This window comes from Afipia sp. GAS231, from assembly GCF_900103365.1.
Lineage (GTDB): Bacteria > Pseudomonadota > Alphaproteobacteria > Rhizobiales > Xanthobacteraceae > Bradyrhizobium.
Genome location: NZ_LT629703.1, coordinates 6,089,663 through 6,111,482, shown reverse-complemented (window position 1 = coordinate 6,111,482; position 21,820 = coordinate 6,089,663). Strand labels below are relative to the sequence as shown.

Annotated in this window: 18 protein-coding genes; 11 read left to right on the top strand and 7 right to left on the bottom strand. The window is 62.7% G+C overall.

Annotated elements, in window-relative coordinates:
• Positions 1–2: 2 nt before the first annotated feature.
• From ntrB to BLS26_RS28855, 3 genes are all read right to left on the bottom strand, one after another.
• On the bottom strand, positions 3–908 hold the full coding sequence (ntrB, locus tag BLS26_RS28865; RefSeq protein ID WP_092515897.1) for a nitrate ABC transporter permease: 906 nt from the start codon (positions 906–908) through the stop codon (positions 3–5).
• Between the two features lie 62 nt (positions 909–970).
• Entirely contained in the window at positions 971–2,290 is a 1,320-nt protein-coding gene (locus BLS26_RS28860; RefSeq protein WP_092515896.1) for a CmpA/NrtA family ABC transporter substrate-binding protein, read from the bottom strand.
• A 319-nt stretch (positions 2,291–2,609) separates the two neighbouring features.
• Entirely contained in the window at positions 2,610–3,524 is a 915-nt protein-coding gene (locus BLS26_RS28855) for a dioxygenase (protein WP_092515895.1), read from the bottom strand.
• Positions 3,525–3,663: 139 nt separating this feature from the next.
• On the opposite strand from BLS26_RS28855, the gene BLS26_RS28850 reads away from it, so the two are divergent.
• From BLS26_RS28850 to BLS26_RS28835, 4 genes are all read left to right on the top strand, one after another.
• A complete protein-coding gene (locus BLS26_RS28850) occupies positions 3,664–4,938 on the top strand; it encodes a serine hydrolase (protein WP_092515894.1) in 1,275 nt (424 codons plus the stop codon).
• Between the two features lie 119 nt (positions 4,939–5,057).
• Entirely contained in the window at positions 5,058–6,566 is a 1,509-nt protein-coding gene (locus tag BLS26_RS28845) for a sensor histidine kinase (protein ID WP_092515893.1), read from the top strand.
• A gap of 153 nt (positions 6,567–6,719) precedes the next feature.
• On the top strand, positions 6,720–8,042 hold the full coding sequence (locus BLS26_RS28840) for a dicarboxylate/amino acid:cation symporter (protein WP_092515892.1): 1,323 nt from the start codon (positions 6,720–6,722) through the stop codon (positions 8,040–8,042).
• A gap of 409 nt (positions 8,043–8,451) precedes the next feature.
• On the top strand, positions 8,452–8,847 hold the full coding sequence (locus tag BLS26_RS28835; protein ID WP_027536503.1) for a helix-turn-helix domain-containing protein: 396 nt from the start codon (positions 8,452–8,454) through the stop codon (positions 8,845–8,847).
• Here the strand turns inward: BLS26_RS28835 and BLS26_RS28830 are convergent.
• Together BLS26_RS28830 and BLS26_RS28825 are read right to left on the bottom strand one after the other, a co-directional pair.
• Positions 8,844–10,517 carry an FAD-dependent oxidoreductase gene (locus BLS26_RS28830; RefSeq protein ID WP_092515891.1) on the bottom strand — a complete coding sequence of 558 codons (1,674 nt, stop codon included), beginning with the start codon at positions 10,515–10,517 and terminating at the stop codon, positions 8,844–8,846. The genes BLS26_RS28835 and BLS26_RS28830 overlap by 4 nt on opposite strands.
• Before the next feature lie 86 nt (positions 10,518–10,603).
• Entirely contained in the window at positions 10,604–11,587 is a 984-nt protein-coding gene (locus tag BLS26_RS28825; protein WP_157676612.1) for a tripartite tricarboxylate transporter substrate binding protein, read from the bottom strand.
• Between the two features lie 332 nt (positions 11,588–11,919).
• On the opposite strand from BLS26_RS28825, the gene BLS26_RS28820 reads away from it, so the two are divergent.
• Positions 11,920–13,242 (top strand): murein L,D-transpeptidase, encoded by a 1,323-nt coding sequence (locus tag BLS26_RS28820; RefSeq protein WP_092515889.1) that lies wholly within the window; start codon positions 11,920–11,922, stop codon positions 13,240–13,242.
• 6 nt (positions 13,243–13,248) lie between these two features.
• On the opposite strand, the gene BLS26_RS28815 is transcribed toward BLS26_RS28820, so the two are convergent.
• Both BLS26_RS28815 and BLS26_RS28810 read right to left on the bottom strand, forming a co-directional pair.
• Complete coding sequence (locus BLS26_RS28815) at positions 13,249–14,223, bottom strand: quinone oxidoreductase (RefSeq protein WP_244541719.1); 975 nt, start codon at positions 14,221–14,223, stop codon at positions 13,249–13,251.
• Positions 14,223–14,879 (bottom strand): GntR family transcriptional regulator, encoded by a 657-nt coding sequence (locus BLS26_RS28810; RefSeq protein ID WP_092515887.1) that lies wholly within the window; start codon positions 14,877–14,879, stop codon positions 14,223–14,225. Before BLS26_RS28810 ends, BLS26_RS28815 begins: the two co-directional genes overlap by 1 nt.
• A 107-nt stretch (positions 14,880–14,986) precedes the next feature.
• Here BLS26_RS28810 and BLS26_RS28805 point away from each other — a divergent pair, with 107 nt between their 5' ends.
• The 6 genes from BLS26_RS28805 (at position 14,987) to BLS26_RS28780 (ending at position 21,710) form a co-directional block, all read left to right on the top strand.
• Positions 14,987–16,024 (top strand): ABC transporter substrate-binding protein, encoded by a 1,038-nt coding sequence (locus BLS26_RS28805; protein ID WP_092518744.1) that lies wholly within the window; start codon positions 14,987–14,989, stop codon positions 16,022–16,024.
• A 30-nt stretch (positions 16,025–16,054) separates the two neighbouring features.
• Positions 16,055–16,786, top strand: coding sequence for a glutathione S-transferase family protein (locus BLS26_RS28800; RefSeq protein ID WP_197681287.1), 732 nt, complete (start codon positions 16,055–16,057; stop codon positions 16,784–16,786).
• A 40-nt stretch (positions 16,787–16,826) separates the two neighbouring features.
• Positions 16,827–17,672, top strand: coding sequence for an enoyl-CoA hydratase (locus tag BLS26_RS28795; RefSeq protein ID WP_092515886.1), 846 nt, complete (start codon positions 16,827–16,829; stop codon positions 17,670–17,672).
• Positions 17,673–17,762: 90 nt separating this feature from the next.
• Positions 17,763–19,412, top strand: coding sequence for an iron ABC transporter permease (locus BLS26_RS28790; protein WP_197681286.1), 1,650 nt, complete (start codon positions 17,763–17,765; stop codon positions 19,410–19,412).
• Positions 19,412–20,488, top strand: a complete 1,077-nt coding sequence (locus BLS26_RS28785; RefSeq protein ID WP_092515884.1) for an ABC transporter ATP-binding protein — start codon at positions 19,412–19,414, stop codon at positions 20,486–20,488. Before BLS26_RS28790 ends, BLS26_RS28785 begins: the two co-directional genes overlap by 1 nt.
• On the top strand, positions 20,481–21,710 hold the full coding sequence (locus BLS26_RS28780; protein WP_092515883.1) for a CaiB/BaiF CoA-transferase family protein: 1,230 nt from the start codon (positions 20,481–20,483) through the stop codon (positions 21,708–21,710). The genes BLS26_RS28785 and BLS26_RS28780 overlap by 8 nt, the downstream gene beginning before the upstream one ends.
• The last annotated feature ends 110 nt before the right edge of the window (positions 21,711–21,820 follow it).

Here is a 21,820-nt window from a genome sequence, read left to right as displayed (position 1 = left end):
CTTCAGTTCGCGGCGGTGCCGCGGGTCACGAACTTGCCGAGCGCCGCGATCAGGCGGTCGAGCACAAAACCGATGATGCCGACATAGAACAGCGCCAGGATGATTTCGCTGATGTGCGAGGAATTCCACGCATCCCAGATGAAGAAGCCGATGCCGACGCCGCCGATCAACATTTCGGCCGCGACGATGGCGAGCCACGACAGGCCGATGCCGATGCGCAGGCCGGTGAACATGTAGGGAGCTGCTGCCGGGATCATCACCTTGGTGAAGAACTCCAGCGGGTTGAGCTGCACCACGGCGGCGACGTTGCGGTAATCCTGCGGGATGTTGCGGATGCCGACGGCGGTGTTGATGATGATCGGCCACACCGAGGTGATGAAGATGACGAAGATCGCCGAGGGCTGGCCGTCACGGAAAGCCGCGAGCGCCAGCGGCAACCAGGCCAGCGGCGGAATCGTGCGCAACACCTGGAACAGCGGATCGAGGCCGCGCATCGCCCAGACCGATTGTCCGACCAGCGTACCGAGCGCGATGCCGACGACGGCCGCGATCGAATAGCCGAGTGCGACGCGCTGAAGGCTGGCGGACAGATGCCAGAACAGGCCCTTGTCGATACCGCCATGGTCGAAGAACGGATCGAGGATCAATTCCCTGGTGTCCTTGAACACTTTTGACGGCGGCGGCAGGGTCGATCCGGTGCGGCGGCAAACCAGTTCCCAGAACAGCATCAACAGCGCCAGCACGATCAGCGGCGGCACGACTTGCGCCGCGATCTCCCTCGCCATCTTGGCGTATTTGTCGGCGCGTGGCGCCCGCTTCGGCGTCATCGTCACAACCGGCGCCGCTGTGGTCACGGTCGCGGGAATTGCCGCGGCAGAGGCTTCGGCTTTCATGGCAGGCATCGACATTGAAAGTGGTTCTCCGTGTTCAAGAGCGGGCCGCACGCGGCAAGCGCGCGGCCCTGCCTGGATCAGACGTCAACACGCTTGATGGACAGGGACTTGAGGTACGCTGCGGGATTCTCCGGATCGAACACCTTGCCGTCGAAGAAGGTCTCCTTGCCGCGCGAGGTCGAGGTCGGGATGTCGGAAGAAGCCACGCCGAGTTCCTTGGCGGCATCCTTCCAGAGATCCTCGCGGTTGACCTTGGCGATCAGCGCCTTGGCGTCGTAGCCCGCTTCGTACTTGCCCCAGCGGATATCCTCGGTGATGAACCAGAGATCATGGCTCTGGAACGGATAGGAGGCGTGGTCGCGCCAGTACTTCATGATGTGGGGCGAATTCTCGACCACCTTGCCGGGAATGCCGTAGTCGAACTTGCCGGCGCTGCGATCGAGCACGTCCTCGACCGGGCAGTTCATCCACTGCCGCTTGCCCATGATGGCGGCGAGTTCGGCCTTGTTCTCCATCTTGTCGGCCCACTGCTGGGCTTCCATCACAGCCATCAGAATGGCCTTGGCGGCCTTCGGGTTCTTGTCGACCCAGGCTGCGCGCATGCCGAGCGACTTTTCCGGGTGCTTGCTCCAGATCTCGCCGGTATTGACCGCGGTGTAGCCGATGCCCTGGTGGATCAACTGCAAATTCCAGGGTTCGCCGACGCAGAAGGCGTCCATGGTGCCGACCTTCATGTTGGCCACCATCTGTGGCGGCGGCACCACGATGGTCTCGACGTCCTTGTCGGGATCGATGCCACCGGCGGCGAGCCAGTAGCGGATCCACAGGTCATGCGTGCCGCCCGGGAAGGTCATGGCGATCTTCGCCGACTTGCCGGCGGCCTTCTTCTGTTCGAACACCGCCTTCAGCGGCGCGGAGTCGGCTCCGACCTTGAGATCGGCATATTCCTTGGCGATCGAGATGCACTGCGCATCGAGATTGAGCCGCGCCAGGATGTACATCGGCGTCGGCTGATTGTTCTGCGTCACCTTGCCGGCCGAAATCAGGTACGGCATCGGGCTCAGGATGTGTGCGCCGTCGATGCCGTTGCCTTCGCCGCCGAGCACGAGGTTGTCGCGGGTCGTTCCCCACGACGCCTGCTTGGCGACCTCGACCTCGGGCATGCCGAATTTGGCGAACAGGCCCTTGTCCTTGGCGACGAACAGCGGGCCGGCATCGCTCAACGCGATGAAGCCAAGCGTCGCCTTGGTCACTTCCGGGCCGGCACTTTGCGCGAACGCGCCGGCCGGGAAATTGAGCTTGGCCGCTGCGAGCAATGCAGCCGTCCCGCTGGCCGCTTTCAGCAGCTGGCGGCGGCTAAGGCCGCGGCCGGAAGTCGGATTGGCAGTCTTCGTCATGGGCGCTGGTGTCCTTTGCGTCGAATGGCCGTCCGTCTGGTGTCACCGCGCGAGACGCATAGGGGCGCGTTCAGGGGAGGCCCCTGTCCGGCGGTTTCACAATTCGGATAATTGGTCTCAAGGGACGGCATCAGTGGCGTCGGCACAAGCTATTCAAGCTTTGTGCCAAGCTTCCCGCAGCGCAAAAAACTTAGGTATTTCAATATGATATAGGTTGAGCGCGGCTATCCCTCAAGGATCGCTCTTCGCACCCAAAATTTGCGATTCGCTCAATTATTGTGCGGCGCACAAGAATTGAGCAGGCGCTTTCAAGCCGACCTCAGGCGTGCTCGTCAGCCTTTGCCGCCATCGGTTTCGGCGCGGCGCCCTGGCCCGGCTTCATGTGGAATTCATAGGTCATCAGGTGCCACGGCACCTCCGCCGGCTTGCCATCCGGCATCAGCGCATCGGTGCGTTTTTCGATTCTGGCAATCAGGTCGTCCTTGACCCCGAACACCACGTCGGAATTGAGATACTTGTCACCATCGATGAAGACGTGGGTGATCAACGGCTCGTGGCCGGGCGCGTTGACCAGGAAATGCACATGCGCCGGCCGCATCGCGTGGCGGCGGGTCTGGATGATCATCTCGCCGACCGGGCCGTCGGTCGGAATCGGATAGCTGCAGGGCAGGATGGTGCGGAAGAAGAACCGGCCATCGGCGTCAGTGACGAAGCGCGCCCGCGACGACGGCCCCTCGGTCGCATAGGTCGGCCGCTGTGAATCGTAATAGCCCTCGTCGTCGGCGTGCCAGATGTCGACGGGAACATTGGCCAGCGGCTTGCCCTTGAGGTCGGTGACGCGGCTCTGCACGAACATCCGCTCGCCCGGCAGATTGGCCGAGACGTCGGTGCCGTGCGGCATCACCTTGTGCTCGCCGACATAGAACGGGCCGAGCACGGTGGTCTCGGTGGCGCCCTCGCGCTCGCGATGGTTGACGGCATCGACCAGCATCGACACCCCGAGCACGTCGGAGAGCAGAATGAACTCCTGCCGGATCGGGGTGCATTTCTGGCCGGTGCGGGTCAGGAAATCGATCGCGTATTCCCATTCCTCGAAGGTGAGCCCGGTCTTGCTGACATAGTCGTGCAGCGACTTCACCAGTTCCTGCAGCAGGAATTTGGCGCGCGGATCTGGCGTATCCTCGAAGCTCTTGATCACGGCGGCGGTGAGTTCGGTCTCGTTGAACTGGGTCATTTTGGCTGTCCTGCGGGCTGCGCGAATGGCTGCGTCAGCCTATAGCACTGTTGCGCCGAAGGGTATGCTCGCCCCGTTGGAACAGGCTACACTTTTCGGCTATCTAGGACCCTACCCAGCCTGCCGGAGATCAGCCCCGATGTTAGCCCCCACCCCCGCCTCGCCCGAATCCGCCGGAATGTCCAAGCCGGCGCTCGACCGTCTCGAAAATCACCTGAAGCAGCGCTATGTCGATGCCGGCCGCTTCCCGGGAACGCAGGTGCTGGTCTATCGCCGCGGCAAGATCGTCCACTCGACGGTGCAGGGCTTTGCCGATGTCGAGCGCAAGGTGCCGGTCAAGGACGACACCATCTTCCGGATCTATTCGATGACCAAGCCGATCACGTCGGTCGCCTTCATGATGCTGGTGGAGGAAGGCCGCGTCGCGCTCGACGAGCCCGTCCATAAATACATTCCGGAATGGAAGAACCTCGGCGTATTCCAGGCCGGCACCTATCCGGCGTTTCTGACGCGGCCGCCGTCGCGGCCGATGCTGATCGTCGACCTGCTGCGCCACACCTCTGGCCTGACATACGGCTTCCAGCAGCGCTCCAACGTCGACGCCGCCTATCGCGAGAACAAGATCGGCGAAGTGATCAAGTCCGGCACGCTGCAATCGATGATCGAGGACCTTGCGAAAATCCCGCTGGAATTTTCGCCGGGCGAAGCCTGGAACTATTCGGTTGCCACCGACGTGATCGGCTATCTCATCGGCAAGATCAGCGGAATGCCGTTCGAGCAATTCCTGAAGGAACGGATCCTCGGCCCGCTCGGCATGAACGATACCGACTTCTTCGTGCCGAAGGAAAAGGCGCATCGGTTCGCGGCTTGCTATTCGGCCGACCCGCAAGGCGGCTTCAATCCGCTCGCCGCCGATCGCAAGGGCAGCCTGACGCTGCAGGACGACCCGACAAAGAGTTCGTTCCTTGCACCGCCCTCGCTGGTCTCCGGCGGCGGCGGCCTGTGCTCGACCGCATCAGACTATCTGACCTTCTGCCGGGCGCTGCTCAATGGCGGCGAACTCGGCGGCGTCCGTCTGCTGGGACCGAAGACGCTGAAATTGATGGCGGCGAACCATCTGCCCGGCGGCGTCGACCTGCCGGCGATGTCGCGTTCGCTGTTCTCCGAGGCGGCCTATAACGGCATCGGCTTCGGTCTCGGCTTTGCCGTCACCATGAACCCGGCGCAGACCCTGATCGCGGGCAGCCCCGGCGAATTCAACTGGGGTGGCGCTGCGACGACGTCGTTCTTTATCGATCCGGCGGAAGAGCTGATCACCATCTTCATGACGCAGGTGCTGCCCTCGAGCGCCTATCCGCTGCGGCGCGAACTGCGCACGATGGTGTATGCCGCGATCACCGACAGCAATCTCTGACAGCTAATCCGGGTTCCGCGCACGAAGGTGATCGTGGAACCCGGCCGCTCCAAACCAATTTCCTTGGCGGTTGCAACCGCTTCTCCTATGCTCGCGGCAATTGCCATCCGGGACATGCATTGCCAAAGCTCTCACTGCCAGTGCGTCTCGCCCTTCTGGTCGCGGGAACCACGCTGCCGCTGATTCTTTTCGCGGCCGGCATCGTTTACAACAACTACGAACAGGACCGCAGCGACGCCAACCAGCGCGTCGGGGAAACCGTCCGCAGCATTCGCCTGGTGCTGGACGCCGAAATGCAGCGCATGACCGGTGCGCTGCAGGTCCTGTCGCTGACAAATGCGCTGCGTGATCGTGATTTCGACGGCTTCCGCCGTATCGCGCAAGGCTTTCTCGACCAATATGCCGAAGGTGGCGTCGTGTTGGTGGCGGATCGCGAAGGCCGCCAGGTATTCTCTTCCGTCACATCCGACAGTGCCAACCTGCCGCTACGCAACAATCGCGCGATCGTGGAAAAGGTCTTTGCGGAAAAGAAGCCGACCTACTCCAACCTGTTCACCGGTGCGGTCAAGAACCGCCTGATCGTGACGGTCGAGGTGCCGGTCATCCGCGACGGCGAGGTGATCTACGACATCTCGTTCAGCCCGCCGATCGAGATTTTCCAGAACATGATCGAGCAACAGCGTCCAAGCAAGGACTGGACGATCTCGATCTTCGACGGCGAAGGCATCAATTTCGCCCGCGTCCCGAACCCGCTGGATACGATGGGAAAGCGCGCATCGCCCTCGCTTTATGCCGAGTTGTTCCACGCCCCCGAAGCGACGTTTTCGTCGCTGTCGCTCGAGGGCGTGCCGCTGATCACCAGCGTGGTACGCTCCTCGCTCACGGGCTGGACGGTCGCTGCCGGCGTAGCGGAGAGTTCGCTGGTCGCGCCATTGTGGCGCAACCTCGCGATCGCGAGCGTGATTGGCGGCGTGCTGCTGATGATAGGCCTTGCCTTTGCGGTGCGGATGGCGACCACGATCGCCCGCGGCGCGATGCTGCATGATCTCCTGATCGAGGAGCTCAACCACCGCGTCAAGAACACGCTGGCGATCCTGCAGTCGATCGCGACGCAAACCTTCCGCAGCGCCAGCCGGGCCGAACGCGAGAAATTCGAAGGGAGGCTCGGAGCATTGGCGGAGGCGCATAACCTGCTGAGCCAGGAGAAATGGCAGGGCTCCGAGTTGCAGGATGTGGTCGCGGGGGTGCTGCGGCCCTATCTCCTCAACAGTCCGGAACGGATGCGGATGTTCGGACCGAAAGTCCCGCTGTCGCCGCGGCTCGCCGTGATCCTGTCGATGATCGTGCACGAGATCGCGACCAATGCCGCAAAATACGGCGCGCTGTCGAACGACACCGGCACTGTCGCACTGGACTGGGAAGTGCTCGAGGAAGGCGACGGACGCAAACTGCGGATGATCTGGACCGAGGCCGGCGGTCCCCTCGTAACGGCACCGGTGCAGCGCGGCTTCGGATCGCGGCTGATCGAGCGCAGCGCGCGCGACCAGCTCGGCGGCGAGGCCACCGTCGATTTTTTGCCCCGCGGCGTCGTCTACACGGTGAGTTGCGCGCTCGAAAGCGAGGGCTGACCGCGGCTGGATTCTATAATCGAGGCAATACCTTGGGCGGCCGATGCTACGGCCAAGCCGGGGATGTCGCGCTTGTTTGCTGATGACGCGGCCTCGCGCTTCTTGGCATATAGTTTGCTACGTTTAGGTCGAAACCTCAGGGGAAAGCAGACCATGTCGACGATCGCAGCACCGGTACCAGCAGAAGCACGCAAGCCGCTCTACACCTCTCTGTTCGTCCAGGTGCTGGTGGCGCTCGTGCTCGGGATTGTGCTCGGAATGGCCACGCCCGACTTCGCCGTCGGGCTCAAGATCTTTAGCGACGCCTTCCTGAAGCTGATCTCGATGATCGTGGCGCCGATCGTGTTCTGCGTCGTGGTGCATGGCATTGCCGGCGCCGGCGACCTGAAAAAGGTCGGACGGGTCGGCGTCAAGGCGCTGGTTTATTTCGAGGTCATGACCACGGTCGCCCTGGTGGTAGGCCTGCTGCTCGCCTATCTGTTCGGGCCCGGCCATGGCATGAATATCGACACCTCGACGCTCGATGCCAAGGCGCTCAGCAACTACGCCGACAATGCGCACAAGCTGCAGGGCGGCGGCATCGGCAGCTTCCTGATGAACATCATCCCGACCACCTCGTTCGACGCGCTGTCGCGCAACGACGTGCTGCAGGTTTTGTTCTTCGCGATCCTGTTCGGCACCAGCGTGGCCCTGGTGGGCGGCGAAAAGGCCGAAAAAATCACCTCCTTCATCGACGCCGTGTCGACCGTTCTGTTCCGCACGATGGGCCTGATCGTGCGCGTCGCACCGCTCGGCGTGCTCGGCGCCGTCGCCTACACCGTCGGGAAATACGGCGTCGGCTCGCTCAAGCAACTGCTGTCGCTAGTCGCCCTGTTCTACGTCTCGGTGGCGGTCTTCGTTTTCGGCGTGCTTGGCGGCGTGATGGCGCTGGCCGGGCTGAACATTCTCAAATTCCTGTCCTATCTGCGCGAGGAGTTGACGATCGTCCTCGCCACCGCCTCCTCCGATGCCGTGCTGCCGCAGATCATGCGCAAGCTGGAACGGATGGGCGTCAAGGATTCGGTCGTCGGCCTCGTGATCCCAACCGGCTACTCGTTCAACCTCGATGCGTTCTCGATCTATCTGACGCTGGCGGTGGTATTCATCGCGCAAGCCACCAACACGCCGCTGTCGTTCGGCGACCTGCTGCTGGTGCTCGGCGTCTCGCTGATCACGTCAAAGGGCGCGCATGGCGTGCCGGGTTCGGCGATCGTCATTCTGGCGGCGACGCTGAACGCGGTGCCCAGCATTCCTGCCATCGGCCTCGTGCTGGTGCTGTCGGTCGACTGGTTCATCGGCATGGCCCGCGCGCTCGGCAACCTGATCGGCAACTGCGTGGCGACCGTCGTCGTCGCGGCATGGGAAAACGATCTCGACCGCGACAAGGCGCGGCGCGTGCTCGACGGTGCCGAAGTGGTCGACGTCACGGCGGGCTGACAGGGCGCATCGGGCGGCAGCCTACCTCCGTAGTAGTACCGACAATGAGATGCTGGACGTCAGGTTGGCCCGGTGGGAGGATAGGCCAGCCGGCCAAAATAGTAAGTATGCTCTCAAAATCTGTGTCCATCTAACTCGCGGTGGTTGTGGTCTGGCCGATATTTTGGCAAATGTAGGTTGCGGGGTTTCGTCAATTTCACCCTGGGCGCCAACGGCCGATTCGAGCCGACAGCGCCGGTATCAGGATGCCTCCAATGCGCGTATGCGGTTGGCTCCATCCGGCAAACTCTCAAGACTCCTGTGGTTCTTACGGGAATTCACGAGTCGATACGGACTTAACGCAGTAACTACGGATGAATCCCTGACCTATTGTGCCGGGGCTTCTCGATCGAAGGGCGGTAAAACCAGAATGACTAGAGCAGCAGCAAAGAAGATGAAGCAACGCAGTGCCGGCAAACCCGACATTGAATTGGGCAAGCGGATTCGCCTGCGACGTGTGGAGCAGAAGATCTCGCAGGCAGAGCTCGGCGACAAACTCGGCGTCAGCTTCCAGCAGGTCCAGAAGTACGAGAAGGGCGTCAACCGCGTCGGCGCTGCCCGTTTGCAGCAAATCGCCACCGCGCTCGACGTGCCGGTAACGTTCTTCTACGACGGTGACGGCAAGGCGCGGGAAGTCGAAAGCCTGCTCTTCCTCGACAGCTCGTTCAGCCTGCGGTTGCTGCGCGCGTACAGCAAGATCAAGGACCAGACCGTTCAGCGTCAGCTGGTATCCTTGATGGAATCGATTGCCGCGAACGAGGCCTAGGCCTGTCGCGCCTGGATAGCAGCACCGCGGACCCGATCTATCGTTGCGACAGAATCGGCGGGTAGCCTGTTGCTGCGCCATGCCACATGTTGGTCCGGCCGGGACAAAACCAGTTTGTCGCCATCGTAGATGGCAGAGCCATCTGAGATGGCAGACTCCGGCCGTTCGACGTCAAGAATCCTGAGCGGTACGCCTCGGAGCCGTGCGGCGGCATCGAGCGCCGCGACGTCTTCTGTGGGATCGAACCGCAACAGCGTGAATTCCGGCCCCATCGCGTCGTAGAGCGAGCGGCCGTCCCTGCACCACAGATGCGGCGTGCGACAACCCGGCACCGTCGATGGCGTGTAGCTGTCCATCGTGTAGGCCGGATGGGCCGCACCGTCATAAGCGATGATCGGCGATTGATCGTAGTAAGTGCCGAAATTGAGTCCGGCGCAGGCATATTGCTGCACATTGATCTCGTAGGTGAGACGGCCGACCTCCCGTCTCGCGCGCTCGCCTTCTGGCCCCGCCTGCTCGATTTCGTCGGGCACCGAACCGCGGCGGCGAATTTCAGCTTCTGCATGCGACATCGCAAACCGCGAGACCTGGCTGGTGATCGGCCAGCGCTCCGCCTGGTAGGCGTCGAGAATGGCCGATGGCGCCCAGCCATTGAGATGGGCTGCCAGCAGCCATGACAGGTTCATGGCATCGGCAATGCCGGCATTCATGCCGTAGCCGGCATAAGGCACCCAGATATGGGCGGCGTCGCCAACGATGAAAGCGCAGCGGTCGCGAAACTTGTCGGCGATCAGCCGGCGTCCATACCAGTCTTCCTTCGAGATGATCTCGTAGCTGAAACCGTCTTCGACGCCGAGGATGGTCCGCAGGCAGGCATCGCGATCGACCTCGTCGAAATCGCCCTCGCCTGGCCTCATGTAATTGTGCACCAGCCAGCGCTCGCGACCATCGATCGCATAGACCATGCCCGAGCGGCGCGGATTGATCGAACCGGTGCCCCAGGCGGGCGCGCTGTGCTGGCGATCGATCAGCCCGGGCGCGCGGATGTAAGTCGACTGCACGCGCTGGATCACGGCATCGCCGGACAGTTCCGCGCCGATCGCCTTGCGAACGATCGAGCGCGCGCCGTCGCAACCGATCAGATAGCGGCAGTTCACGGGCGTGACGGCGCCGCTATCGAGGTCGCGCAGGTTGGCGCGCGCGCCATCGTCGGCGATCACGACGTCTTCGACCGTGGTGCGGTTGACGATGCGGATGCGCGACTGCGCGGCCGCATGTTCGAACAGGATCGGCTCCAGAAATATCTGGTTGATGCGGTGCGGCGGCTCCGGCGTCGGCCAGTTGCAGTCGGGGCCGTCGGTCGCCGTGAAACGGTCGCGCCGGCAGGGAATATGAATCCGCGTCAGCTCCTGACCGGTGAACGAGGTGCGGTAGCTGATGTCGTGCGGATAGTCTGCCGGCAATCCGGCATTGCGGACCTTGTCGGCAAGGCCGAGCCGCCGAAAAATCTCCATGGTGCGGGCGGCGACGTGATTGCATTTCGGCTCGGGCGGCGCGGCAGGTGCGCGCGTCTCCACCACGGTCACGGCGATACCACGCCAGGCGAGATCGATCGCCAGCGTGAGCCCGACCGGTCCGGCGCCAACGATCAGGACATCGGGATCATTCATGTCGTGCACGGCGTCGCGCCTGCGGGTCGAGTCATTTCAAGACTTCTTCTTGTTTCTTGTCGCTCTTGTTTTCTTGTGTGGTCGCGTCATTCGAGCTCGGCGCCGGAGTTCTTCACGATCACTGCCCAGCGCTCGATTTCGGTCTTGATGTAAGCGGCAAAACCATCCGGTGTCGAGGGCGGCAGCGGCTCCAGCGACATCGCCGTCAACTTGTCCCGGGTCGCGGGATCGGCCATCAGTTTGGCGATCTGCGCCGCCAGGCGGTCGACGATCGGACGCGGCGTGCCCGCCGGCGCCACCACGCCCTGCCAGGCGACCAGTTCAAAGCCGGGTAATCCTGCTTCGGCCAGCGTCGGAATGTCGGGCGCCGCGGCAACCCGCTTTGGCGTGGTGACGCCGAGCACCGTCACCTTGCCCTCGCGGATCTGCTGCAGCGCCGGCTGCAGATCCACCACCATGAACGGGATATGCCCCGCGATGACGTCGAGCATGGCCGGTACGCTGCCGCGATAGGGCACGTGTCGGATATCGATTCCCGCAGCCGACTTCAGCATCTCGGCGCCAAGATGTTGCGGACTGCCATTACCGGCCGAACCATAGGCCAGGCCCGGCTTCGATTTGGCGTAGGCAATAAACTCGGCCAGCGTCTTCACCGGAATCGCGGGATTGATGATCAGCGCAAAGGGAACACCGGCGACCAGCCCGATCGGCGCAAAATCCTTCGCGGGGTCGTAAGGCAGCTTCTTGTAGAGCGCCTTGTTGATGGCAAGCGTGGTCGAGGTCGCCATCAGCAGCGTGTAGCCATCGGGTTCGGATTTTGCGACCTGATCGGCGCCCAGCGTCGTGCCGGCACCCGGCTTGTTCTCTACGATCACGGTTGCATCGAGGCCGCTCTTGATCTGATCGGCAATCAACCGTCCGAGAAGATCGGTGGTCCCGCCGGCCGGATAGGGCACGATCATCTTGATGGTCCGGCCGGGATAGGCCGACTGAGCCAGGGCCGGCGAGCCCACGAGCCAGGCCAGCGCTCCGCCACTCCCTGCAAGGGCCTCCCGGCGCGTCAACCGCATGCCGCTCTCCCGATCGCGCTTTTCTTGCGCGCTTTTCTTGATTCCGTTGCGAACCAGCATAGCCGCCACGGCGACATATCAAAGGAGACAAAAGTCCAATCAGGGCGGTGGGAATATTTTTGGACATGAGCCTTCATTGGGGCCCTTCGGATTTGCGGCAGTGCAACAGCCGCAACCGAAATTTAATCCTAATGCAACTCTCACGGGGTAATCTTGCCGGATGCTTCGTGCAGCAGCTTTACCCGGCCAGTTCAGCCCGAACGGCCCGCTATTTCATTTCAACTCCGCGCATCGCGCGCATCCCAGCAAGCCTGACATTGGGGAAGTCTGACATGCCAAGAATGACCATCATTGCCATGGCCGCAATGCTCGTGGCCGGGCCGGCGTTTGCCCAAGGGGCCGGCACGACAGCGCCGCATCCAGCCGCACCCGCGGGGACGGCACCAGCCGCACATGCAGCGCCGGCCAAACCGGCCGTGGCCGTATCGACGCCGGAATCACGCTCGGCCGCGGCGCTGGCATTGTCGCATGAACCGACCTTCGACGAGGGTAGCGCGCAACGTATCCGCGAGGCCGCGCAGAGCTACGCGGATCTGGCGGTGCGCGGCGGATGGCCGACGATTCCGGCCGACGCGAAATTCGCAGCTGGCGTTCCGGGGCCGGATGACGATCTGTTGCGCAAGCGCCTGATCGTCAGCGGCGATCTCGCCGCCGACAAGGCAACCGGCGCCTATGACGATGTTCTCACTGAGGCCGTCAAGCGGTTCCAGGCCCGCCACGGCCTGGCGCTGACCGGGACGGTGACGCCGCGCACGCTGGCCGCGCTCAACGTGCCCGTCCAGAAGCGGATCAAGCAGCTCGAAGCCTCGCTGACGCGTCTCGAAAATATCAGCTTTCCGTTCGGCCAGCGCTATGTGGTCGTGAATATCCCGGCGACCTTTGCCGAGGCGATCGAGGACGACAAGGTGGTGCGCCGCTATCGCGTCATCGTCGGCAAGACCGAAAAGCCGTCGCCGACGCTGACCGCCGAAATCACCAGCGTCAATCTCAACCCGACCTGGACCGTGCCGTCGTCGATCGCCAAGAGCGAGATTTCCGCGCATATGCGCAAGGACCCGACCTACCTGTCGCGCATGCACATGGACGTGCTCGGCGCCAACGACGCGCCGCTCGATCCGCATTCGGTCGACTGGTCCGGCAACCACGTGCCGAATTTTACAGTGCGCCAGCAGTCCGGCACCTGGAACGCACTCGGCGCCGTCAAGATCGACATGCCGAATTCCTATTCGGTCTATATGCACGACACCAACCAGCGCAACCTGTTCAACGACGACTACCGCTTCGATTCACACGGCTGCTCGCGGGTCGACAATGTGCGCGACCTCGCGGCCTGGCTGTTGAAGGACCAGCCGCAATGGAACCGGGCGGCGATCGATGCCGCGATTGCGACCGGCGAGCGCCACGACGTCCGCGTCACCAAAAAGATTCCAGTGGCCTGGATCTACCTCACGGCCTGGATGACCAAGGACCAGACCGTGCAGTTCCGCAACGACATCTACGCGCAGGACGAGCAGTTGCTGGAAGCGACCGCGGAGGAAGCGGCCTTTTTCAACAAGGCGAGCTCACATCCGCTGACGGCGCATATGACGCAGTGATTTCTGCTAGGGAATAATGATGGCCGGGCCCACAGTGGCCCGGCTGTGCAGTTCCTCATGCGCGCGCCTGATATCCTTCAGCGCGTAAGAGCGGTTGACCTCGGCGCGAACCTTGCCTGACATGACAGCGTCGAAGAACGCCGCGGCGGCAGCCCCGCGTTTGGCGATCCAGGTGCGCAGCGTCGGTCGCGTCACGATGATGGATTTGCGATGCAGCAGTTGCAGGTCGAAGGCGCCGACATTGCCGGACGCCGTACCGTAGCTGATCACCATGCCCATGGGTCTCACGCAATCCAGCGATTTCAGGAACGCCGATTTGCCGACACCGTCATAGATCACGTCGGCCCCGACGCCCCCGGTCAGTTCCATGGTGCGATCCGCGAAATCCTCGCGGCTGTAGACGATCACGTCGCTGCAGCCGTGCGCCCGCGCGATTTCGACCTTGCTGTCGGCCCCTACCGTGCCGATCACCCGCGCACCGAGCGCCTTCGCCCATTGTCCGAGCAACAGCCCCATGCCGCCCGCCGCAGCATGCACCAGCGCGGTATCGCCGGGCTTTATCTTGTAGAGCCGCCGCACCAGGTATTCCGCCGTCAGGCCGCGCAACAACGCCGCGGCCGCCACCTGGTCGGAAATCCCCGGCGGTAAAAGCAATAACTTGTCGGCGGGCACGACACGCCGCTCGGCATAGGCGCCGGGATGAATATAGGCGACCCGATCACCCGCCTTGAAGCCGGAAACGCCGGGGCCTGTGGCCTCGATCACGCCGGCGCCCTGCCCGCCCAGTACGATCGGCAGGTTACCCGCATCATGTGGCCCCGCCTCGCCTTCGCGCTGATAGGTATCGGCGAAATTCAGACCGATCGCGGTCTGCTTCAACAGCACCTCGCCGGGACCGGGATCGCGCAGATCCACCTCTTCATATTGCAGCACTTCGGGCCCGCCATGGCGGTGGATACGAACGGCAGCGGTCTTCATCATCAGGACTTTCGATTTCCGAGATTGGCGATCAGGTCGGCGAACACGCGGCCGCCGAACAGAATGTGCTCGCGCATCAAATGCTGCGCCTGTGCGTCGTCGCCGCTCTTGATCGCTTCCATGACGCGCGCGTGCTCCTGGAACGACGCCTTCAGCCGCGCCGGCTGATAGAGGCTGGAGCGGTGATAGAAACGCATCCGCAGCCGCGTCGCGCGGATCTGTTCGGCGAGGAATTCGTTGCGCGATCCCTCATAAATCGCCGCATGAAACGCGGAGTTGTTCTTGATGTAAGCGGGGCTGTCCAGCCGCTTGACCGCGGCCTGCGACGCCAGATGCAATTTGGTGAGCTGCGCCTTCTCGGCCACTGACATCCGCCGCGCCGCGAGGCCAGCCGCTTCCGCTTCCAGCGCGGTCAGCACTTCGACCATGCCGATGGCGAGTTGCGGCGACACGCTGGAGACCACCGCACCCTGCCGCGGCACCAGCCGCACGATTCCGGCGGCCGCCAGTTGCAGCAAGGCTTCGCGCGCCGGTGTGCGTGACACCTCGAACCGCTCCGCCAATGTCTGTTCGTCGAGTCTGTCGCCCGGCGCCAGCCGGCCGTGCTCGATATCGTCCTCGAGCTCCTTACGCAGGGCATCGCTGGTTCTGACGCGCATCTAAGAGGTTCCCCTATGTATACATAGAAGAGCATTGCGCACACATTAAATCAATGCTGAAATGGCTTTCGAAGACGCCCGAGAGCGTCGGCCCGCAGGGAACGCCTATGCCGATCGACCGAAGAAACTTTCTGACCGGAACCGCCGTCGCCCTGATGGGCTTGCGGCCCGCCTCCGCGCAGGCCGACTACATCGCCGAGCTCTACGCCAAGGCCAAGCAGGAAGGCGAATTGACCTGGTACAGCGTGTACTGGCCGTCGGACCGTTCCGAGAAGCATGGCGCGATCTTCAGCAAGGCTTTCCCTGGCGTGAAAGTGAATGTGGTGCGGTCGACGGCGCAGGTCGCCTATCAACGGCTGAGCCAGGACCTGCAAGCCAACGCCGCCAACTGCGACGTGTTCGCCACCACAGACATGGGACAGTACGTGGCGTTGAAGGACCGCGGCGTGTTGTTGCCGTACAAGATGCGGTCGATAGACCAGATCGACAGCCGGTTTCACGGCGTCGATCCCGATGACGCCTACCAGATCGTCAACGCGACCACAGTTGGGTTGGCCTACAACACCAACAAGCTGAAGCCGGAGCAGGCGCCGAAAAGCTGGAAGGAATTCATCGATCCGAAATGGAAGGGCCAGTCGGTGGTCGGCCATCCCGGATTCTCCGGCTTCGTCGGCACCTGGGTGGTGCAGATGAACAAGCTCTACGGCTGGGATTATTTCGAACAACTGGCGGCGCTGAAGCCGCATGTCGGCCGCTCCATCATCGACACCGTCACGGTGCAGGTGTCGGGCGAGCGCAGCATCGGCGCCAGCCCGTCCGCGCTGGTGCTGCGCAATGCCGCACAGGGCAATCCGATTGCGGTATCGTACCCTGAGGAAGGCTCGGTATTGATGATCTCGGGCTCAGCCATCCTGAAGAACAGCAAGCATCCCAACGCCGCAAAACTGTTCATGGAGTTTCTGTATTCCTCGGAAACCGCGGCCGAGGATATCGAGGAATTCGGCGTGCCGCTGCGCCGCGATACGATACTGCCCGCCGGTTTCAAGAAGCTCGACGACTTGAAGACCATCCGCCCGACGATTGCCGAAATCATCAAGGGCATTCCCGAACTCACCGAAAAATGGCGCGACACCTTCGGCGTCTGAGCCATTCCCCGAATTGTACGGAGTATCCACATGATCGTTCTTCATCACGGCTGGCGTTCGAGCGCGTCGCGCCGCGTCCGGCTGTGCCTCGAGGAAAAGGGCCTCGCCTATGAAGGCCATGTCGTCGACATGGCGAACCTGGAGCATCACTCGCCGGCATACCTGAAGATCAATCCGCTCGGCGTGATCCCGACCATGATTCATGACGGCCAGCCGCTGCACGAGAGCGGCACGATCTGCGAATTTCTCGACGAGACTTATCCCGATCCGCCGCTGCGGCCGGATACGCCCTACCAGCGCGCCGAGATGCGCAACTGGATCCGGCATATCGACGCCCTGATCGGCAACCTCATCATCTTCAACTGGCGCCATCATCTGCAGAAGACGGCGTCGCAATGGACCGACGCGGAACTGGCCGAGAAGCTGAAGAACATTCCGAGCAAGGAGCGCCAGGAAGCTTGGCTGCGGGTGGCACGAAAGCCCTATACCGAGGAAGAGCGCGACGCCGCGCGGACCAAGCTGGTCACGCAACTCCTGGACAAAATGGAGGCCGCGCTGAAGCCGTCCGGCTGGATGGTCGGTAAGGCCTATTCGATCGCCGACATCGCCGCGGTGCCGTTCGTCAAACGGCTCGACGAGGAGATCTCGCCTGACGAAGTCGAGGCCAAGAAACATCCCCGCGTCAACGAATGGTGGACTAAAATACAGGCGCGGCCTGCCTTCGCACGTGCGAAATTCGACCCGTTCATCACCACCGTCTGATTAGCAGACCGCATCCTCTTCAACTCCGAAAGCTGATCCCATGCTCGACGTTCCCAAGAACAACGAAAAGAACAACGAAAAGAACAACGAAAAATCCTACGCCGACGGCAAGATCCTGCAGGGCGTCACCGACGGCGTCGGCGTCATCACCTTCAACAATCCCGCGAAGCGCAACGCGATGTCGCTGGATATGTGGGAAGGGCTCGGCAGCGCGCTGATCGAGCTGCGCGACAACGATGACGTCCGCGTCGTGATCATGGTCGGGGCCGGCGACAAGGCGTTCGTGTCGGGCGCCGATATCAGCCAGTTCGAAAACGTCCGGCACAATGCAGCGGCATCGGAAGAATACTCGAAGAAGAGCGAAGCCCAGCGCGCATTGCTGGCGAATTATCCGAAACCGATCATCGCCTGCATCAGGGGTTTCTGCCTCGGCGGCGGCATGCAGGTAGCGATGGCGGCCGACATCCGCATCGCCAGCGACAACAGTCAGTTCGGCATTCCCGCCGCCAAGCTCGGCATCGCCTATGGCTACGACGGCTTGCGTCACCTGGTCTCGCTGGTCGGGCCATCATGGGCGCGGCTGATCATGTATACGGGTATGAAGATCGATTCCGCGGAAGCGTTGCGGATTGGCCTCGTCGATCGCGTTTCACCCGATGCCGAACTGTGGAACGCGACCATGGAGATCGCGCGCACGATTTCCGGCAACGCGCCGCTGGCGATCAAGGCCGCCAAGATCACCATCGCGCAGGTGATCAAGGATCCCGACAAGCGCGACATGAACGCGATCAAGCAGGTCGGCACCGACTGCATGGACTCTTCAGATTTCCGCGAAGGCCGTCAGGCCTTCATGGAAAAGCGCAAGCCGAAATTTACCGGCCGGTAAATGGCGGTACTGGGGATAGAGGGTGGCCACAGCACTGTCGTAACAAAAGTTGCGGCCGCGCTTCGGAGTGCCTTAAACCCGACGACGCTGGTGGCGCTGCTGCTGGCGGCCGTGCTGGTGTTCCTGGTCGCCAATCCGCTGTTCCAGCTGGTCAAGGACAGTTTCACCAACGCCCGCGACCACAGTTTTACCTTCGCCAACTACCTCACCGCCTTCGGCCGGCCGCGCTACGTTCAGGCGCTGATCAATTCGGTGGAACTCGGCGCGGTCGCAGCGCTGTTCGCCAGCGTCATTGCGGTGCCGCTGGCCTGGGGCGTCTCGCGCACCGACATGCCCGGCCGCGGTTTTGTGCATGTGATGGTGCTGGCCTCATTCCTGATCCCGCCCTTTGTCGGCGCCATCGGCTGGATCCTGCTTGGCGGCCCCAATGCCGGCTGGATCAACAAGGCATGGATGGCCGTGACCGGCGCGCCGGCGGGCCCGTTCAACATCTTCACCTTCTGGGGACTGGCGCTGGTCACCGCGCTGTATTCGTTTCCGCTGATTTATGTTTTCACCAAATCCGCGCTCGACCTGATCTCGACCGAGATGGAAGAGGCCGCCGCCATCCTCGGCGCCGGCCCGGCGCAGACGACGTTCCGCGTCACCCTGCCGCTGGCGTTGCCGGCAATCCTCGGTTCGGTGTTCCTGGTGTTCCTCGAAGTGCTCGGCCTCTACGGCACGCCCGCGCTGATCGCGATCCCCGCCGGCTTCAACGTCGTGACCACGCAGCTCGCGGCGTTCTTCGAAAATCCCGTGAGAGTCGAGGTCGCCGCGGCGTTCTCGATGCCGATGGTCGGCATCACGATTGCGCTGTTGTGGGTGCAACGCCGGCTGCTGGCGCGCAAAAGCTATGTCACCGTCGGCGGCAAGGGCGGCCACCGCGAGCCAATGGCGCTGGGCGCCTTCCGCTGGGTGATGTTCGCCTATGCAATGGCGATTGCCGGCCTGTCGGTGTTCATGCCGCTGTTCATTATCCTGCAGACCTCGTTCAGCAAGGCCTGGGCGCTGCCGATGTCGGCAACCAATTTCACCTTCCATAATTTCCGTGAGGTGCTGTTCGACCAGGTGACGGTGCGGCAGGCGCTGTTCAACACCTTCCAATACGCCATCATCACCGCGACCATCTGCACCTTCCTGGGCTTCGCCGTCGCCTATATCTCGCAGCGCAAGCTGCTGCCCTATTCCCACCTGCTGGCGAGCATCACGCTGGCGCCGTTTGCGGTGCCCGGCATCGTGCTCGCGATCTGCTTCTACGCCGCCTACGCGCCGCCGCCGTTCGCGCTGTACGGCCTCGGCGCGCTGGTCGTGATCGCCTTCGTCACGCGCTTTTTGCCGATCGCCTTCACCAACTCCAATTCGGCGATCCAGGGCCTGCACCCCGAACTGGAAGAAGCCGTACGGATCGCCGGCGGCAACCAGGCCCGCGCGCTGTGGCTGGTGGTGGTGCCGATCCTGAAGAAATCGCTGTTCGGAAGCTGGCTCTTGATCTTCATCATCGGTACCCGCGAATTGTCGACCGCGATGTTCCTGTCGGGACCGCAGACCCGGGTGGTCTCGGTGCTGACGCTGGAACTGAGCGAACAGGGTTCGTACGAAATGCTTTCCGCGATCTCGGTGCTGTTGCTTATCGTTACCGGGGTCATGACGTTGGTGGGAACGATCATCCTTGGCCGGGACTTCATGCTGAGGCGAAACTGATGGACAAGTTGCAACTCAACGGCCTCACCAAGAAGTTCGGCGATCTCGTCGTCGTCGACGACCTCCATCTGACGCTGCGTGCGGGCGAGTTCGTTTCGCTGCTGGGACCGTCCGGCTGCGGCAAGACCACGACGCTGCGGATGATCGCGGGCTTTGTGACGCCGACTGCAGGCACTGTCGAGATGGACGGCAGTCAGATGTCGTCGGCGACATCTTCGTTACCGCCGGAAAAGCGGCGGATGTCGATGATCTTCCAGAGCTACGCGCTGTGGCCGAACATGACGGTGGAGCAGAACGTTGCTTTCGGCCTCAAGATGCGCAAGGTCGCCAAGGACGAAGCCAAACGTCGCGTCGCACAGATCCTCGACGTGGTCCAGCTCGGCCACCTCGCCGCGCGTTATCCCAACGAACTCTCCGGCGGCCAGCAGCAGCGGGTGTCGCTGGCCCGGGCGCTGGTGGTGAAGCCGGAAATTCTGCTACTCGACGAACCGCTGTCGAACCTCGACGCCAACCTGCGCGAGGAGATGCGCGGCGAGATCCGCCGCCTGCACAATGAATTCGGCATCACCTCGATCTACGTCACCCACGACCAGTCGGAGGCGATGACGACGTCCGACCGTATCGCCGTCATGAACAAGGGCCGCATCGAGCAAATCGACGATCCCCTGACGCTTTATACACGGCCGAAGACACGCTATGTCGCCGAATTCATCGGGCGCTCCAACATTCTCGACGGCAAGCCGAATGGGTCGAGCGTCGCCTTCAACGGCTTCGAAGTCGCCTCTGCGCGGCTTGGCTGCAGCGGGCCGATCAAGACCACCGAATTCTCGCTGCGTTCACAGAACCTGGCGCTGCATGCCGCCTGCCCCAACGGCGACTGCGTCATCCTGCCCGGTAGTATTATCGAGCGCGCCTTTCTCGGCGAGAGCTGGGACTACGCGTTCCGCGCCGAGACCGGCGATCTCAAGGTGCGCGTGATGTCGCCGCCAGTCAGCGTTTTCAACGTCGGCCAGAAAGTCTGGCTGGAGATCAACCCGTCGCACATCATCCCGATCCAGGACGACCAACATGCATAAGCCCGTCGATAAAGCCGACCACGCCGCGCCGCAGGACCAATCTTCCCGGTTGCCGCTGTCGCGGTTCAAGGTGCTCGATTTGACCCTGGCGCGCGCCGGCCCGTCCTGCGTCCGTACGCTGGCCGATTGGGGCGCCGACGTGATCCGCGTCGAACCACCGCCGGAAGCCGCTGAAGCCAGCGAAGTCGTCGGCCGCCGCGATGGTTCGGACTTCCAGAACCTGCACCGCAACAAGCGCGCCATCACGCTGAACCTGAAGACCGACGAAGGCCGCGAGGTCTTCATGCGGCTGGCCGAGAAGGCCGACGTCATCGTCGAGAACATGCGCCCCAGCGTCGCCAAGCGCCTTGGCGTCGATTTCGAGTCGGTGCGCAAGCGCAACCCGCGGATCGTCTATGGCAGCATTTCCGGCTTCGGCCAGTACGGCCCGTATGCCGAGCGGCCCTCGATCGACCAGATCGCGCAGGGCATGACCGGCATCATGTCGGTCACGGGATTTCCGGGCCAGGGCCCGCTGCGCGTCGGCGTCGCCGTCACCGACGTCATGGCGGGCGCGTTTCTGGCGCAGGGCGTTCTCATTGCGCTGCTCGACCGCGAAGTGTCGGGCGAAGGCCGCTGGGTCCAGACCTCGCTGCTGGAAGCCGGCATCACGCTGATGGATTTTCAGGCGACGCGCTGGACCATGGACAAGAAGGTGCCGCCGCAGGAAGGCAACCACCATCCGACCAACACCCCGATGGGACTGTTCCCGACCGCCGACGGCTTCCTCAATCTCGCCGCCACCAGCAACAAGAACTTCGCGAAATTCTGCAAACTGATCGATCGGGAGAAGATGGGCGCCGATCCGCGTTTTGCTACAGCCGGCTTGCGCTCGCGAAACAGAGAAGCATTGAACGAGTTGATCACCGCCGCTTTGCGCGCGCGGTCCAGCCGTGAATGGTTCGAGATCATGGTCGCCGAGGGCCTACCCTGCGGCCCGGTCTATAACGTCAAGGACGTCTTTGCCGATCCGCAGGTCCAGGAGTTGCGGATCAAGCGGCCCGTCACCCATCCGCGCCTCGGCGAGATCGACCTGATCGCGCAGCCCTGCGAAATCACCGGCTTCGATCGCAACTTGCGATCCGCCACCCCTGATCTCGGCGAGCACAACGATGAAGTGTTGCGCTCGCTGGGTTATGACGACGAAGGCATCGAGAAGCTGAAGGCGGCGAAGGCGATTTGAGGCGGCAGCGATTCAACGGAACAGGTCTGATCCGATTAATATGGCCTCAGAGAGAAGCGCAAGGCCCGTCGCGATAACCATGATCCAAACAAGTATTTTGACCCATCTAG

Bases quoted from the DNA above. Each gene is read 5' to 3' on its own strand.
- BLS26_RS28810 (WP_092515887.1), bottom strand. From the start codon at position 14,879: ATGCGCGTCAGAACCAGCGATGCCCTGCGTAAGGAGCTCGAGGACGAT.
- BLS26_RS28815 (WP_244541719.1), bottom strand. From the start codon at position 14,223: ATGATGAAGACCGCTGCCGTTCGTATCCACCGCCATGGCGGGCCCGAA.
- BLS26_RS28795 (WP_092515886.1), top strand. From the start codon at position 16,827: ATGCTCGACGTTCCCAAGAACAACGAAAAGAACAACGAAAAGAACAAC.
- BLS26_RS28835 (WP_027536503.1), top strand. From the start codon at position 8,452: ATGACTAGAGCAGCAGCAAAGAAGATGAAGCAACGCAGTGCCGGCAAA.
- BLS26_RS28860 (WP_092515896.1), bottom strand. From the start codon at position 2,290: ATGACGAAGACTGCCAATCCGACTTCCGGCCGCGGCCTTAGCCGCCGC.
- BLS26_RS28780 (WP_092515883.1), top strand. From the start codon at position 20,481: ATGCATAAGCCCGTCGATAAAGCCGACCACGCCGCGCCGCAGGACCAA.
- BLS26_RS28820 (WP_092515889.1), top strand. From the start codon at position 11,920: ATGCCAAGAATGACCATCATTGCCATGGCCGCAATGCTCGTGGCCGGG.
- BLS26_RS28785 (WP_092515884.1), top strand. From the start codon at position 19,412: ATGGACAAGTTGCAACTCAACGGCCTCACCAAGAAGTTCGGCGATCTC.
- BLS26_RS28805 (WP_092518744.1), top strand. From the start codon at position 14,987: ATGCCGATCGACCGAAGAAACTTTCTGACCGGAACCGCCGTCGCCCTG.
- ntrB (WP_092515897.1), bottom strand. From the start codon at position 908: ATGTCGATGCCTGCCATGAAAGCCGAAGCCTCTGCCGCGGCAATTCCC.
- BLS26_RS28850 (WP_092515894.1), top strand. From the start codon at position 3,664: ATGTTAGCCCCCACCCCCGCCTCGCCCGAATCCGCCGGAATGTCCAAG.
- BLS26_RS28825 (WP_157676612.1), bottom strand. From the start codon at position 11,587: ATGCGGTTGACGCGCCGGGAGGCCCTTGCAGGGAGTGGCGGAGCGCTG.
- BLS26_RS28800 (WP_197681287.1), top strand. From the start codon at position 16,055: ATGATCGTTCTTCATCACGGCTGGCGTTCGAGCGCGTCGCGCCGCGTC.
- BLS26_RS28840 (WP_092515892.1), top strand. From the start codon at position 6,720: ATGTCGACGATCGCAGCACCGGTACCAGCAGAAGCACGCAAGCCGCTC.
- BLS26_RS28830 (WP_092515891.1), bottom strand. From the start codon at position 10,517: ATGAATGATCCCGATGTCCTGATCGTTGGCGCCGGACCGGTCGGGCTC.
- BLS26_RS28855 (WP_092515895.1), bottom strand. From the start codon at position 3,524: ATGACCCAGTTCAACGAGACCGAACTCACCGCCGCCGTGATCAAGAGC.